The organism is Gemmobacter lanyuensis (assembly GCF_014652355.1).
GTDB lineage: Bacteria > Pseudomonadota > Alphaproteobacteria > Rhodobacterales > Rhodobacteraceae > Gemmobacter > Gemmobacter lanyuensis.
In genome coordinates this window covers 624,779-639,519 of the sequence record NZ_BMYQ01000001.1, presented here as the reverse complement: position 1 = coordinate 639,519, position 14,741 = coordinate 624,779, and the positions used below count along the sequence as shown (strand labels likewise).

Genomic DNA, 14,741 nt, shown 5'->3' with positions numbered 1-14,741 from the left:
TGTTTTGTATTGTTTTTAATGTGGTTTGCTGTGTTGACGCGCAGCGGGAAATGGGGGAAAAGCCCCCATCCGAGATTCAGGGGCGGTCATCGTCCCTCCAACTCCATGGGTTCCGATATGAAAACCTTTACCGCTACGCCGGCGGATATCGAGAAGAAGTGGATCCTGATCGACGCCGAAGGCGTCGTTCTGGGCCGCCTCGCCACGATCGTCGCCAATATCCTGCGCGGCAAGAACAAGCCGACGTTCACCCCCCACATGGACATGGGTGACAATGTCATCGTCATCAACGCCGACAAGGTGCAGATGACCGGCAACAAGCGCAATGACAAGCGCTACTACTGGCACACCGGCCACCCGGGCGGGATCAAGTTCCGCACCGCGCGTCAGGTGCTGGAAGGCAATCACCCCGAGCGCGTCGTGATGAAAGCGGTCGAGCGGATGATCACCCGCAACCGTCTGGGCAAGCAGCAGATGACCAATCTGCGCGTCTATGCCGGCGCCGAGCATCCGCATGAAGCCCAGCAGCCGACCGTCCTGGACGTCAAGGCTCTGAATCCCAAGAACACCCGGAGCGCCTGATCATGGCTGACATCAAATCCCTCGACGATCTGAAATCGGCCGTCTCGGGCGCTGCGGCTCCGGCTGCTGCCGAGGTTGCCGTGCGTGAGCCGAAGCGCGATTCGCTGGGCCGTTCCTATGCCACCGGCAAGCGTAAAGACGCTGTCGCCCGCGTTTGGGTGAAGCCGGGTTCGGGCAAGGTCATCGTCAACGGCAAGGAAATGGCGGTCTACTTCGCCCGTCCCGTGCTGCAGATGATCCTGAAGCAGCCGTTCCAGATCGCCAATGTCGAAGGCCAGTTCGACGTTTATGCGACCGTGGTCGGCGGTGGTCTTTCGGGCCAGGCCGGTGCGGTGAAGCACGGCATCTCGAAAGCGCTGCAGCTTTACGAACCCTCGCTGCGTGGCGCGCTGAAAGCCGCCGGCTTCCTGACCCGCGACAGCCGCGTGGTCGAGCGTAAGAAGTACGGCAAGGCCAAGGCCCGCCGCAGCTTCCAGTTCTCGAAGCGCTGATATCTTTGCCATCCGGCAGAAAAGGCCCGCGGTTTCCGCGGGCCTTTTTCGTTTGTGCGCTGCGGGGCCAGGGCGCAGGGATCGGGCAACAAAAAAGGCCGGGCAAAGGCCCGGCCAGTTGGGGTACGCGCATGTGGAGGATCAGTCCTGCCAGAAGGGTTTGCGGCATTCGACCTCGGCCGATTGGGCGGTGAGCCCGATGTCGCGCAGCAGATGCGGGTCCAGATCGCGCAGCGCCCGGCGGCCCTTGTATCGCAGATCCCAGGTGGCCCAGACCTGTGCAAGCGCGACCAGAAGGCGCGGCACGGGCGGCAGCTGAGAGAGCGGGAGGGTCGGGGCGGCCAGTTGCGACCGGGCCATGGCATCACCTTTTGTGTTGATACAATTTGGAAAATCTTGTAGGGTGATGGATACAAAATCCGGTTGATCTGCGCCAGAGGAACATTGTGACTGATACAACTTGGCAACCTGACTTGTCACAATATCCGGGGCCGAAATATCTGGCGCTGACCCGCGCCTTGCGGGAGGCCATTCGTGCGGGCGAACTGCCGCCCGGCACGCAATTGCCCACAGTACGGGATCTGGCCTGGGATCTGCATGTGACGCCGGGCACGGTAAGCCGGGCCTATCAGCTTGCGACACAGGAAGGGCTTCTGGCGGCCACCGTGGGGCGTGGCACCTTTGTGGCCGCACGCGCGCCGCGGCTGGGACCGACACAATCGCTGTTTCTGGAGCGGGATCTGAAGTCCGAGCCTTGGCTCGTGGACATGCGTTCCCCCCAATTGCCGGATGTGGGGCAGGGCGCGGCCTTTTCTGCGGCGCTGCACCGCATCGGCGACGGGCTGGATGTGGCCTGGGCGGACTACCCCTCGCAGCGGGGGGAGGCGCCCTTGCGGGCCGAGATCGTGAGCTGGCTGTCGGACCGGGTGCTGGGGCCCGTCACGGCCGAGGATGTCGCGCTGACGCATGGCGGGCAGAACGGGCTTTTGCTGGTCTTTCTCTGCTGTCTGCGGGGCGATCGCCCGGTGATCCTGACCGAGGATCTGGCCTATCCCGGCATCCGCCATGCCGCGCGGCTGGCGCGGGCCGAGGTCGTGGGGATCGAGATCGACGGCGAGGGCATGGTGCCCGATGCGCTGGAGGCGGCCTGCCGTCGGCACGGCGCGCAGATCCTTGTGCTGACGCCCGAGGCGCAGAACCCGACCGCCACGCGGATGGGTGTCGAACGGCGCGCCCGGATTGCCGAGATTGCACGGCGCTATGACCTGCAAATCATTGAAGATGATTGTTATTCCGTGGCGGAAAGCGATCTGCCCGCAATCCGTGCGATTGCGCCGGAGCGCACCTGGTATGTGGGGTCGCTGTCCAAATCGATCTCGGCCGCGCTGCGCTTTGGCTATGTCGTCTGTCCGACGGGCATGGGCGAGGCGGGGCGGCTGACGGCGCAGCACGGGTTCTTTGCATTGGCGCGGCCGGTGTCGGATCTGGTGCTGGATCTGATGCAAAGCGGGGCCGCGCAAGAGCTGCGTCGCGGCGTTGCGGCCGAATTTTCGGTGCGCCTGCAGCGGCTGGTCAACGGGCTGGGGCGGTTTGACGTGAACTGGCAGCCGGGTCTGCCCTTTATCTGGGTGCGGTTGCCCTCGGGGTGGCGGGCTTCGACCTTTGCCCGCACGGCCGAGGCTGAAGGGGTGTTGCTGCGGCAGGCGGATGAATACGCGCTGATCCACGGCAGGGCGCCCCATGCGCTGCGAATTGCGGTGGCGGGCGCGATCCCCATGCCGCGGTATGAGGCGGCGGTGGACAAAATCGCGAGTCTGCTGGCCCGGCCGCCTTCGGATATGGCGGTCTGATCTGCTGCTGCGTCCCCCGGCCGACCTCTGCGCCGGGTGGCGCTTTTCGGGGCAAGGCGCCCGATATCTGCGCTTTGCCGCCTCAGTAGCGAAAAAAATGATCAAATTTTTTGTCACATAAAATCAATAAACTGTCTGGCATCGTTCTTCATTTTCCCCCATGTTTTGCGGCCAGTTCGCCATTTCGCCCCTTTTCAGCCGCCAAGGGGTATGCCAGTAATTTTGGAAAAAGTTGTCTCAGCCCGCGGCCTGCGGGAAACAACAGGGGGCATGATGAAATCTGGGTCGTCGCCTGGTCGCTTCGGAAATCCCGAGGCTACCAACGGCTTGTTGATGGTCTCACCGACCGCGATTTACGCCACGCTGCTTCTGGCGGCGCCTTTGGTGGCTGTTGTGGTCTATTCGCTGATGGTGGACAGCAAGGTGGGGTTGTCTTCCGGCCTGACCTTCGCAAATTACATTGAGGTCTGGACCGGCCGCATCTATCAGGCGATCATGATGCGCTCGCTCACTGTCGCTTCGCTGGTGACGGCGATCACGGTGCTGCTGGCCTATCCGGTGGCTTATTTCGTGAGCTTCCACGTCCGGCCGGAACGCAAGTCGCTCTGGCTCTTCCTCATCACCATTCCGTTCTGGACCAGCTATCTGATCCGCGTGTTCCTGTGGAAGGTGATCCTGGGGTACAATGGTGTGATCAATTCGGGGCTTCTGAGCCTCGGGATCATTGATGAGCCGCTGACCGTCATCAACTACTCCGTCGGGTCGATGGTGGCGACGCTGGCCCATGCCTATGCGCCTTTCGCGATCCTGCCGATCTTCGTCAGCCTTGAAAAGATCGACCGGTCCTTCCTCGAGGCCGGGCAGGATCTGGGCGAAAGCAAGCTCATGACCTTTTGGCGCGTGACGCTGCCCCTGTCGATGCCGGGGGTGATTGCGGCGGTGCTGATCGTCTTCATCCCGACCATCGGCGACTATGTGACCCCCGACCTGATCGGCGGCGGCAAGATCCCGATGATTGCGAACATGATCGAAGGCAAGATGCTCAAGCAGAATGACAAGGCGGTGGGGGCGGCCATCGCGGTCACGGCCATGTTGATTGTATCGGTGGTGTCGATTGTCTTCCTGCTCTTGAACAAGCGGTTCCTGAGGGGGCAGAAATGAACAAGAGTCCCTCTCTGCGCGCCTATGCCATCGCCTATCTGATCTTCCTTTATGCGCCGATCGCGCTGCTGCCGCTGTTTGCCTTCAATGACAGCAAGGTCATCGCCTTCCCGCTGCAGGGCTTCACCACCAATTGGTTCGCCGAGATGTGGGCGGACCAGCAGCTGTTCAACGCTTTCGGCAATTCGCTGACGATTGCGGTTTCGGCCTCGATCCTGTCCACGACGCTGGGCATCTTCGCGGCCCGCGCCTCGACGCGCTACACCTTTCCGGGCAAGGCGGGCATTCTGGGCCTGATCATGCTGCCCATGGTGCTGCCCGAGATGATTGTGTCGATGGCGCTGCTGGTTGTGCTGATGGCGATTGGCGTGCCCTTGTCGCTTTTCACCATCATCTTGGGCCATGTGCTGATCTGCACCCCCTTCGCGGTGGCGATCCTGACTTCGGCCTTCCAGTCGCTCGACCGGTCGCTGGAAGAGGCGGCCTATGACCTGGGTGAAACCCCGGCCTCGACCTTCCGGCTGATCATCCTGCCGCTGGTCATGCCCGGCATCATCTCGTCCCTGCTGATCTGCTTCACCATCAGCCTGGATGAATTCATCATCTCTTACTTCCTTGGCGGCAATCAGACCGTGCTGTCGGTCTATATCTTCGGGCAGTTCCGCTTCCCGGCCAAGGTTCCGGCGGTCATGGCGCTTGGCTTCGTCCTCGTCTGTCTGTCGATCTGCCTGTTGACCATCGCTGAATATTTCCGTCGCCGTGGTATCGCGAGATCGGGCGGCAAGGACACCGGAGGCTTCCTGTGACGTTCTCTTCCGACAAACCGAACATGATCGAGTTCCGGGACGTTCATAAATACTACGGCGATTACCACGCGCTGCGGGGGATCAATGCCACCATCAAGGCGGGGGAGTTCTTTTCGCTGCTCGGGCCCTCGGGCTGCGGCAAGACCACGCTCTTGCGCACCATCGCGGGGTTTGAGGATATCTCCTCGGGCGCGGTGCTGATTGACAGCAAGGTCATGGACGGGGTTCCGGCCAACCAGCGCCCGACGAACATGGTGTTCCAGTCCTACGCGATCTTCCCGCATCTGAGCGTTGAGCAGAACGTGGGCTTTGGCCTGCGCCGCGATCCGCGGTCTGCCGCCGACAAGGCCAAGGCCGTGGCCGAGGCGCTGGAGATGGTCGGCCTCAAGGGCTACGGCAAGCGCGCGGCCCATGCGCTATCGGGCGGGCAACGGCAGCGCGTGGCGCTGGCACGGGCGCTGATCCTGAAACCCAAGGTGCTGCTGCTGGATGAACCGCTGTCCGCACTGGACAAGAAGATGCGCGAACAGATGCAGATGGAGCTGATCAAGCTGCAGCGTCAGGTGGGCATCACCTTCATTTTGGTCACCCATGACCAGGAAGAGGCGCTGGTCATGTCCGACCGCATCGCCGTGATGTTCGAGGGCCAGATCGCGCAGTTGGCCGATCCCGAAACGCTCTATCGCCGTCCGAACAGCCGGAAAGTGGCCGATTTCATCGGGACCATGAATTTCCTGCCCGCGCAGATCCTGTCGGAGGGCAGCAGCTGCGAGATTGAGGCCCAGGGCTTTGGCCGCATGACGATTGGCGCCGATCAGGTCATGGGCGCAACCTCGGGTGAAGGGATGAGCATCGGCTGCCGCCCCGAAACGCTGACCATCCTCTTTGACGGTCAGACTGCGACCGACCGTGAGTCGATGGCGACGGTGGAAGAGGTCGTCTATTACGGTGACATGACCTATTACGACGTGAAGCTGGATGGCGCCCAAACGGCCATGCGCCTGTCGATGCGCAACGTCCCAGGCCGCCCGGTGCTGGACATCGGCACCCGCGCCCGCGTGGGGTGGAGCCCCGGTGCCATGGTCCTCTTCCGCTGATGCGGGAGGCCCGCCCGGCGGATTGGCTGAGCCGGCCCCGGCTGGACAGCCTGCCGCCGACGCTGATCTTTCACGCCCGCGACAAGTTGGCCGCCACGCTGTGCCGTGGCGGCTTTCGTCTGCTCGACGCCTTGGCAGACCATGCCGAAGGCGTCGGCTGGGGGGTGGAGGTGGTGCCCTATAGCGCCGATGGTGCCACGCTTGCGGCGCTTCAAGGCGGGCATCTGCATGTGTTTCTGGAGGACCGCCCGCTTTACGCCCCAAATGCCTTTCACGCCGTTCCCGCCTATCTGCGCGGATTCTGGTATTTTGATGAGCTGGGCACGCGCAACAATTCCTCGCATCGCCTGCGGCGGTTTGAAGAACGGCTGGTGGCCGAGGGCTATGCCAACAAGGTGCATGGCAAACTGGCTGATCAGTTCATCGGGGCCAATGCGTCGAAATTCGCGCAGGCCGCGCGGGGCAGCCATCCCGTGCCGCAGGGCTGCCTTGCGCTTTTCGCGCAGGATTTCCTGCCACCCCGGCATCACCGCCATTACCTGACCGTGCCGCAGCTGATCGCTGCGGCGATCCGCGACAAGGGCGCGCGGGCGCTCTGCATCAAACCCCATCCCAACAACACCCCGGAAGAACGCGCGCAGCTTCAGGCCTTTCACAATCCCGACCGGGGGGTCTTTGTGACTGAGGCATCGATCCATGATCTGCTGGCGGCCTGCGATTGCGTGCTGACGCTAACCTCGGCCGTTGGGTTTGAAGCCTTCCTGCATCGCAAGCCCGTCGTGCTTGGGGGGCAGACCGATTTCGCGCAGAACGCCATCACCCTGACCGATCCGACCCGACTGGGCGCGGCCATTGCGGCGGCGCTGGCGCGGACCTGGCCGCATGAACGCTTTGTCACCTGGTTCCTGCGGCAGAACTGTGTCGAAGATCACCCCCGCGCCTTGCCCGAGGTGCTGCGCCGCATTCGCGCCAAGGGCATTCTTCTTGGCCCGGATGAGGGGTTCTTCTGACGCTTTCAGCGGTCGGGCGGCAGCAGGCCGAGGCCGCGCAGATAAATGCCGATCCCGGTTTCCAGCAGGTCTTCGGGCGGGAAGGCGCTGGTCGCGCCCCCCCGCATGTAAAGCTCCACCACGCCGTGGCTCATGGCCCAGACATGGGCCGAAACCATGCTGCCGGGCGGGCGCTTGTCTTCGGGCAGGTGCTGTGACAGGCCGCGCGCGGCGCGTTCCAGCACTGCCCGCGCCTGTGCTGCCACCGGTGCCAGATCGGGCCAGGCCTGCGGGCTGAGACCGCTTTCAAACATCGCCATATAATGACCGGGATATTTGCGCGCAAAGGCCAGATAGGCCCGCCCCGTCGCCTCAAAGGCCGCAAGGGCCGACGGCTTGCCGTCATTGAAGGCAAATTCCATCAGCGCGGCAAAGATTTCATAGCCCTGCCGGGCCACCTCGGCCAGCAGGTCGTCGCGCCCGGCGAAATGGCGGTAGACGGCGGCGGGTGTCACCTCGGCGCCCTTGGCGGCTTCGGACAGGGTAAAGCCCTGCGGCCCCTTTTCCGCAATCAGCGTCAGCGCCGCCTCGACCAATGCCTGCCGCAGATTGCCGTGATGGTAGCCGCGTTTAGTCATTCTCGCCGTCTGACCACATCTCGGGGCCGCCGCAGATCAGCGGGTCGGGCTGGCCGATCGCGGCGCGGTCCTTTCCCTTGAAATCCACACCCTGCAGGATGGTCCGGATCACCGCAAGACGCGCGCGCTTCTTGTCATCCGACCGGACCACCGTCCAGGGCGCAATGTCGGAATGGCTGCGGTCGAGCGTTTCGGCAATCGCCTCGCAATAGGGCTCCCATTTGGTCAACCCTTCGACATCGATGGGCGAGAGTTTCCACTGTTTCAGCGGATCGGATTCGCGCGCCAGCATCCGGCGCAGCTGTTCGGGGCGGCTGACATCCAGCCAGAACTTCATCAGGGTGATGCCCTCGGCCACGATCATGCGTTCAAAATCCGGCAGTTGGCGGAAGAACGCCTCTTTCTGGTTCTGGGTGCAAAAGCCGAAGACCGGCTCGACAATGCCGCGGTTATACCAGCTGCGGTCAAAGACCACGATTTCACCCGCCGCGGGGAACCAGTCGACATAGCGCTGGAAATACCATTGCGATACCTCGCGGTCCGAGGGTTTGGCCAGCGCCACCACCTGACAGCCACGGGGGTTGAGGTTCTGTGTCAGTGCCCCGATCGTGCCGCCTTTGCCCGCGGCATCGCGCCCTTCGAACACGATCATCACGCGCCGGCCGCTGGCCTTCACATCGGCCTGCATCCGCACCAGCTGAATTTGCAGCGCCTCCATCTGGGTCTCATAATCCTTTTTCGCCATCTCGTGACGATAGGGATAGCCCTTGGAGAGGATGTCGTCCTTGTCGGCCGTTTCAATGGCCTTGCGGATGGCCTTGGGCGCCTCTTCCCGGAAATAGCGGCTGATTGCGCCGTCGAAAGGCAGGTCCATCCCGTGATCCCCTTTTGCCATGACCGGCGTCAGTCTAGGCCCAGCCCGACACGGGCCGCAAGGCGCAAGACGGCGGCTTCGACTGCCTCGGGGTGGGTCTGATGCGGCATATGGCCGACACCGGGCAGCAGCGTCAGCCGCGCATCGGGCAGGGCGGTCGTGACCGGTTCGGCATGGACGTGATGGGGGACGATGCTGTCGCGGTCGCCGTGCAGCACCTCGATCGGCAGGGTCAGCTGCGGATAAAGGCGGATCATCGCGCGGATATGGCGCAGCAGGCCGTTGATCTGCCGGGAATTGATCGCCAGCACCCGCCGCCGCAGCGTCAGCGCAATGCCCGACATGCCGGTGTAATTGGGTTGGGCAGCCTGCGGGGCAAAGATGCCTGCGATGCTGCGATCAACCTGGCCCCGGGTGGCATAGGCCGAAACCAGCGGCACCAGAAGAGCGCGGAGGGCGGGGTTCGCCGTCAGTCGGTACCAGAGGCCCAGGCCCGCCTCCCACGGCATCGACACGCCCGAAAGCAGCACCAGGCCGCGCGTGCCGCCCTGCAACGCCCAGGCAAGCGCGATGGCCCCGCCATAGGAATGGCCCAGCAGCAGCGGATCGCGCAGCCCAAGCTGGGATGCCGCCCCGCGCAAGAGCCGCGCCTGCTCCGCCGGATCGTCAGTTTCGGGGGGATCGGACCACCCCATACCGGGCCGGTCCATCAGCGTCACGCGAAACCGCCGCGCCAGCCGGGGTGCAAGCCCATGGGCAAATTCGCGCATATTGGCGCTGGCACCATGGATCAGCACCAGATCCGGGCCTTCGCCCGTCTGCCAGACATGGATCATCCGCCCCTCGACCGGCAGAAGACGCCCCATGGCGGGATAGATCGCCTCGGCCCGCGCCTCGCGCTGCCGGGCACGATGAAGCGTCAGCCCCGCCGTGCCCGCCGTTGCCGCCAGCACAAGGGCGGTTTCAAGCACCGATCTCCTCCAGACGGTAGGGCGTGGTCTGGTAGATTTCGTTGATCCAGTTGCCATAGAGAAGATGGGCATGGCTGCGCCAGCGGTTCAGCGGCGGGCGCGATGGATCATCCTCGGGGTAGTAGTTCAGCGGCACATTGATCGGCGTGCCATTGGCCACGTCGCGGTCATATTCCTGCTTCAGCGTGTCACTGTCATATTCGAAGTGGTTGAAGATATAGAGCGCGCGATGCCCCGGATCTTCGATCAGACAGGGGCCGACCTCTTCGCTGCCCAGCAGGGTCCGCAGGGCGGGGGTGGCATCGACCTCGGGCTGGCGGATTTCGGTCCAGCGCGAAACGGGGATCACGAAATCATCCGAAAACCCGCGCAGATAGGGCGAGGTCGGGCAGAGGTTGCGGTGCCGGAAACAGCCAAAGGCCTTGTGATCCAGCATATGCTTCTTCACCCCGTGGAAGTGATAGATCATCGCCATGCCGCCCCAGCACACGCCGAAGGTGGAATGGACATGGGTCTGCGTCCAGTCAAAGACGCGGCGCAGTTCATCCCAATAGGTCACCTCCTCGAAGGGCAGGTGTTCGATCGGGGCGCCGGTGATGATCAGCCCGTCAAACTTCTCGCCGCTGGCCTCGACCTCCGAAAACGGGCGGTAGAAGGTTTCCATATGTTCGGCGGCGGTGTTGCGGGTCTGATGCTCGCTCATCCGGATCAGCGAGAGGTCGATCTGCAGCGGCGTCGCGCCGATCAGGCGGGCGAACTGGTTCTCCGTCTGGATCTTCTTGGGCATCAGGTTCAGCAGACCGATGCGGATCGGGCGGATGTCCTGACGCGCGGCGCGTTCCGGCGACATGACCATCACGCCTTCCCGGCTGAGGACGTCGAAGGCAGGCAGGGTTTCAGGCAGGGTAATCGGCATTTCGGATCTCCGTTCGGCGGAGGAATTAGGACTGCGCGCTGCGGGCTTCAATGGCGCGGGCGATCAGATCATCAAACCCGGCGGCGTCACGCACCTGCGCGACCTCTTCCGCCGTGACCGTCACACCCCATTCGGCCATCGCGGCATAGCGCGGCTGACGATGGGCAAGGGCCTGGGCATAGGTCCAGCGGACAAAGGCGTCCGGGTTGACCTGATCTGCATCCAGCCCCTGTTCGGCGCGGTATTGGCCCCACATTCGCTCCAGGAAATGGGGCTGATAATACATGGGCTTGGGCGCGCGGTCAAAACGGCGGATCAGTTCGGCCGTATGGGCATCCGACCCCTTGATCCAGACCAGCAGCAGATGTTGCGACAGCTCTTTCATCACCGGGTCTTCGGGGTTGGCGGGGTCCACCACTTCGCAGATTGACCCGCCGCTGTCGCAGACGAAATGGTCATAGCCATAAAGATCGCCCGCCCGGCCGATGAAGCGCGTGGTATCTAGCAGCGAGGCAATCTCCGCCTCGCGGTGCTGATCCTGCCGGCGGCGATATTCATCAAAGGTCAGCCCGCCACGCGCGGGATCGCCGGGCTTGCCAAGATAGGTGGACAGCGGCGCCAGATTGTCGAAGGTGATGTTCGAGGCGATATAGACGCTGTCGGTCATCAGCAACTCGCGCAGAAGCGGCACTTTCATCGCTTCACGCTTGAAGTTGTCAGCGATGAATTCGCCCATGTAGCGGGTGCCGATGCGGTAATCGACCGAATAGTGGAACCAGTCGCCCGTGCCGCGCAGCATGTTCGCCAGATGGGTTTTGCCCAGACCGGACATGCCGAACAGCAGCACCCGCTTGCGCGATGCATCCCGCCATGCCTGTGCCGATCCGTAGATCATCGATCGCTCCGTCTATCTTGTGCCGTGGTCCGCGCTTCCGGCGGTTCTATCAGCGTCCTAGCGCGCCTTTTCGGGGGATACACGCGAAAAATGCCGCCCGAAATGAAACGGCCCCGCAGATCGCGGGGCCGTGATCCGTGCCGGGGCGCGGGATCAGAAGGCGAAGCCCACCTTCAGACCCACCGCCACGGCGCTGTTGTCGGACATGGCCGCAACCGGGGTTCCGCCGGGGGCGGCATTGGCGTCGCCCAGTTCGATATAGCGCGCACCGAGCGAGACCTTCATGCTGTCGCGCGTATAGGCCACACCGATGCCGATGCCGCGATAGCCATTGGTCGGCGCCAGCGGCGATGCATTCTTGCTGGTGCCGGGTTCATACATGGCAAAGACCGAACCCGACCAGTTTTCGTTGAACTTGCGCCCCACGCCCAGCGTATAGGTCGTGGTATCGTTCAGATCGGTCAGCGACCGGTTCAGCGTCGGCGGGGTGATGTCGAACTCTGACCAGTCGACCCAGCGGATCGAGCCGAAGACCAGCGTGTCCTTGGCGACGCCGGTCTGGAAGTCGAGGTTCACTGCCTGCGGGGTATCGACGCTGGTCGTCTCATTCGGGAATTCGACGATCGGGAAGGCGGGGAAATCCTCGGCGGTGCCAAGCTTGTGGTTCACCTTCGAGAAATAGGTGAGCGCCACGCGAAGCCCGATTTCCGGCTTCTCGAAGGCCGCGCCAACGGCATAGCCGGTGCCCCAGGCATCATCGAATTTCACGTTATAGCCATCGACCCCTGCGGGCGCATAGGCGGGCCCCGCCAGCGTCACCTCGCCCCCGGCCTTCGAGGCCCGGATGCCCCCATGGACCGAGAAGCTTTCGTTCAGCTTGTACCGCAGCAGGCCGGTGACCCCTTCGGAGTCAAGCTGTGCGGCCGTGCCCCCCAAAAGCGCGAGGGGGCCGGTGGGATAATCGATGTCCGCGCCATAGGCGTTGTCATAGATCACCGCGACCGCCAGCTTTTCGTTCAGATCATATTTGAACGCGATGCCCGGAAGGCGGTGATCCCCCGCAACATTGCCCGACCCCGCCCCGCCGAGCAGATAGGTGCCCGACACGCTGGGCGAGATCTGCCCAAAGCTGAGTTCGGCATAATTGCCGCGTTCAAAGATGATGCCGATGGGCTGGCCGGAACGGTCCACGCCACCGGCCTGCGCCGCGCCCGCCACGGCCATCAAAACGCCGCACAAAGCGGTAAAATTCTTCATGTCTCCGTCCCCTGTCAGTTCCGGCCCTCTTGGTCCTCCGCCGGTTCGAAGAAGCCTAGGCCCGGTCTTTTCCACCGGTCAATCAATGACGCCGCGTCACGGAAATGTGACGCAACGGCGGTTGTCAAGCACCTTGCCGCCCGGACCGGATATTCATCCAGTTCGCCGCAAAAATCACACCACCCCCAAGGATAACGGCAGGATCGATGCTTTCGTTATAGAGGATCGCCGCCAAGACCGCGATCAGCGGCAGCCGCGCAAAGTCCACCGGCACCACGACCGAGGCCGGCGCCAATGTCAGCGCCTTGGTCAGGCAGAGATGGGCAAAGATCCCCGCCGCCCCGATCAACGCAAGCGAGGGCAGGGTGGCGGCAGTGGGCAGCACGATCTGCCGGTCCCAGCCCGCGGCGATCAGCCCCAATATGCCCTGAATGACGGTCAGCCAGAACAGGATCGAGACGATGCTTTCCCCCCGGGTCAGCCGCTTGGTCAGCAGGATTGATACCGCAAAGCAGATGGCCGAGGCGGCCGCGGCCAGAACCCCGGGGCTTACCCGGCCGAAATCGGGATGAGCCACGATCATGGTGCCGACAAACCCGAGCAGGGCATAGCCGATCCGCCGCGCCGTCAGCCTTTCGCCCAGCAGCAAGGGCGACAGCAGGATCACCCAGATGGGCGAGGTGAATTCCAGCGCGAAAACCTGCGCCAGAGGAATGGCGGTCAGCGACCAGAACCACAGGTTCTGTCCGGTGAAATGCACGATGTTTCGCAGGAGATGCTGGGGCAGGCGGTCGCGACGGAACGCGCCCCGCTGGCCAGTGGCGCTGGCCACCAGCAGGACAAGAAGAAACCCGACGATCGACCGCCAGAGCAGGATTTCAAAGGTGTCATGCACCCCGGACACGGACCGTCCCGCAATGGCCATGGCGGTGAAGGACAGCACCGATCCACCCATCCAGGCGGCCGCCAGCAGCGGGCGCTGGCCCTGTGTGACCGGGGGCGCCATCAATAGCCTGCCGTCAGGCCGAAATCCATCATCACTGCCGCGCCCGTGGTGGCGGCTGCGGCGGGCGACAGCAGGAAAGCCACCTGGGCTGCGACTTCGTCGACCGTGATGAACCGCGCCTCGGCGCCTTGCGGGTAATGGGCGAGCAGCCGGTCCAGATAGGCCTGCGGGTTGCCCCCGCCAAAGCGATCGGCCTGCCCCTGCAACATGGGCGACAGGATATCCGAGGGGCAGAGCGCATTGACCCGCACCCCCTTGGGCGCAAGCTCCAGCGCCAGCGCGCGGCTTGCCATGACCAGCCCGCCCTTGGCCGCGCAATAGATGGCCGCGCCCGCATTGCCCACCACCCCGGCATCCGAGGCGATATTGACAATGGCGCCGCGGCTTTCGATCAGCGCGGGAATGGCGCGGGCGGCCAGAAAGAAACAGCCCTTCAGCGTCACATCGAGACAGAGATCCCAATCCGCCTCGGTCGCGCTGGCGCTTTCGCCTTCAACCCAGATACCCGCGCAATTCACCAGCCCGTCCAGGCGGCCATAGGTTTCGACCGTCTCGGCCACCACGGCGGCGCAGTCATCCACCCGGCGCAGATCGGCAGGCAAGGGCAGGGCGTTGAGCGGCAGCGCCACAGCCCCGAGCCGCGCGGCATCCAGATCGGTCAGCGCCAGCGTGGCCCCCAGATCGGACAGAAGCCGCGCCACCGCCCCCCCGACACCACCCCCAGCGCCGGAGATTAGGATCACCTTCCCTGCAAACAGACCGGGGGCAAAGATCATGGCAACCTCCTGCAGCGGATCATCCCGCCCCCCATAAGGGCCGGATTTGCGGGCAAGTTCCAGCCCTGCCGGGCGCTTCAGTCGCCGATTTCTTCCAGACGCAGGTCGCGCAGGATGCCTCGGGTCGCGGCAAACCAGGCGCTGCCCCGGACGCGGGTCTGATGGGCGTCAAAGGTCGCGCGGTCGCGGAAGGCCTCGATCATCTCGAAGACCATCGGGTCGTCGGTGGGGGTGATGTCGCAAATCAGGCAACCGGGCGTGGCCCGCGACAGGTGCAGGTGATCGTCCAGATGGCCGATCAGGGCCGTTGCGTCTTCGGGCGCAAGGCAGATCAGATGGCCGCGCAGACGGATCATGCGCCCACCCCTGCCGGGCAGGCAAAAGCCCGGGGGAAATACCCCCCGGGCCAGGCCGCGCATGTGAAGGCGCGGG

Annotated in this window: 17 protein-coding genes; 7 read left to right on the top strand and 10 right to left on the bottom strand. The window is 63.8% G+C overall.

Annotation, left to right across the window (positions count from 1 at the left end; all coding sequences use genetic code 11):
• The first annotated feature begins 117 nt into the window (after nucleotides 1–117).
• Nucleotides 118–582: a 50S ribosomal protein L13 gene (rplM, locus tag IE101_RS03065; protein ID WP_189632310.1), complete on the top strand. Its 465-nt coding sequence runs from the start codon at nucleotides 118–120 to the stop codon at nucleotides 580–582.
• Nucleotides 583–584: 2 nt separating this feature from the next.
• A complete protein-coding gene (gene rpsI / locus IE101_RS03060) occupies nucleotides 585–1,073 on the top strand; it encodes a 30S ribosomal protein S9 (protein WP_189632309.1) in 489 nt (162 codons plus the stop codon).
• A 141-nt stretch (nucleotides 1,074–1,214) separates the two neighbouring features.
• Here the strand turns inward: rpsI and IE101_RS03055 are convergent, their stop codons facing one another.
• Complete coding sequence (locus tag IE101_RS03055) at nucleotides 1,215–1,433, bottom strand: DUF1127 domain-containing protein (protein ID WP_189632308.1); 219 nt, start codon at nucleotides 1,431–1,433, stop codon at nucleotides 1,215–1,217.
• Between the two features lie 86 nt (nucleotides 1,434–1,519).
• Between IE101_RS03055 and IE101_RS03050 the strand changes: the two genes are divergently transcribed.
• The 5 genes from IE101_RS03050 to IE101_RS03030 all read left to right on the top strand — a co-directional run bounded on the left by IE101_RS03050 (nucleotide 1,520) and on the right by IE101_RS03030 (nucleotide 6,997).
• Nucleotides 1,520–2,923, top strand: coding sequence for an aminotransferase-like domain-containing protein (locus IE101_RS03050; protein WP_189632307.1), 1,404 nt, complete (start codon nucleotides 1,520–1,522; stop codon nucleotides 2,921–2,923).
• 273 nt (nucleotides 2,924–3,196) lie between these two features.
• Complete coding sequence (locus IE101_RS03045) at nucleotides 3,197–4,084, top strand: ABC transporter permease (protein ID WP_189632306.1); 888 nt, start codon at nucleotides 3,197–3,199, stop codon at nucleotides 4,082–4,084.
• Complete coding sequence (locus IE101_RS03040) at nucleotides 4,081–4,890, top strand: ABC transporter permease (RefSeq protein ID WP_189632305.1); 810 nt, start codon at nucleotides 4,081–4,083, stop codon at nucleotides 4,888–4,890. The genes IE101_RS03045 and IE101_RS03040 overlap by 4 nt, the downstream gene beginning before the upstream one ends.
• 23 nt (nucleotides 4,891–4,913) lie before the next feature.
• A complete protein-coding gene (locus IE101_RS03035) occupies nucleotides 4,914–5,987 on the top strand; it encodes an ABC transporter ATP-binding protein (protein WP_189632304.1) in 1,074 nt (357 codons plus the stop codon).
• On the top strand, nucleotides 5,987–6,997 hold the full coding sequence (locus IE101_RS03030; RefSeq protein ID WP_189632303.1) for a capsular polysaccharide export protein, LipB/KpsS family: 1,011 nt from the start codon (nucleotides 5,987–5,989) through the stop codon (nucleotides 6,995–6,997). Before IE101_RS03035 ends, IE101_RS03030 begins: the two co-directional genes overlap by 1 nt.
• Before the next feature lie 5 nt (nucleotides 6,998–7,002).
• On the opposite strand, the gene IE101_RS03025 is transcribed toward IE101_RS03030, so the two are convergent.
• The 9 genes from IE101_RS03025 to IE101_RS02985 all read right to left on the bottom strand — a co-directional run bounded on the left by IE101_RS03025 (nucleotide 7,003) and on the right by IE101_RS02985 (nucleotide 14,665).
• The gene (locus tag IE101_RS03025; RefSeq protein WP_189632302.1) at nucleotides 7,003–7,614 is read right to left on the bottom strand and encodes a TetR/AcrR family transcriptional regulator; all 612 of its coding nucleotides are present in this window, start codon (nucleotides 7,612–7,614) and stop codon (nucleotides 7,003–7,005) included.
• Entirely contained in the window at nucleotides 7,607–8,488 is an 882-nt protein-coding gene (ppk2, locus tag IE101_RS03020) for a polyphosphate kinase 2 (RefSeq protein WP_189632301.1), read from the bottom strand. Before ppk2 ends, IE101_RS03025 begins: the two co-directional genes overlap by 8 nt.
• Nucleotides 8,489–8,517: 29 nt before the next feature.
• Nucleotides 8,518–9,459: an alpha/beta fold hydrolase gene (locus IE101_RS03015; RefSeq protein WP_229804000.1), complete on the bottom strand. Its 942-nt coding sequence runs from the start codon at nucleotides 9,457–9,459 to the stop codon at nucleotides 8,518–8,520.
• A complete protein-coding gene (gene metA, locus IE101_RS03010) occupies nucleotides 9,452–10,375 on the bottom strand; it encodes a homoserine O-acetyltransferase MetA (RefSeq protein ID WP_189632300.1) in 924 nt (307 codons plus the stop codon). Before metA ends, IE101_RS03015 begins: the two co-directional genes overlap by 8 nt.
• A gap of 25 nt (nucleotides 10,376–10,400) precedes the next feature.
• Entirely contained in the window at nucleotides 10,401–11,270 is an 870-nt protein-coding gene (locus tag IE101_RS03005) for a P-loop NTPase family protein (protein ID WP_189632299.1), read from the bottom strand.
• A gap of 153 nt (nucleotides 11,271–11,423) precedes the next feature.
• Nucleotides 11,424–12,527, bottom strand: coding sequence for an OmpP1/FadL family transporter (locus tag IE101_RS03000; protein WP_189632298.1), 1,104 nt, complete (start codon nucleotides 12,525–12,527; stop codon nucleotides 11,424–11,426).
• Between the two features lie 124 nt (nucleotides 12,528–12,651).
• A complete protein-coding gene (locus IE101_RS02995; protein WP_189632297.1) occupies nucleotides 12,652–13,533 on the bottom strand; it encodes a DMT family transporter in 882 nt (293 codons plus the stop codon).
• On the bottom strand, nucleotides 13,533–14,309 hold the full coding sequence (locus IE101_RS02990) for an SDR family NAD(P)-dependent oxidoreductase (RefSeq protein WP_189632296.1): 777 nt from the start codon (nucleotides 14,307–14,309) through the stop codon (nucleotides 13,533–13,535). The genes IE101_RS02995 and IE101_RS02990 overlap by 1 nt, the downstream gene beginning before the upstream one ends.
• A gap of 77 nt (nucleotides 14,310–14,386) precedes the next feature.
• Nucleotides 14,387–14,665 (bottom strand): putative quinol monooxygenase, encoded by a 279-nt coding sequence (locus tag IE101_RS02985; RefSeq protein ID WP_189632295.1) that lies wholly within the window; start codon nucleotides 14,663–14,665, stop codon nucleotides 14,387–14,389.
• Nucleotides 14,666–14,741 lie beyond the last annotated feature (76 nt).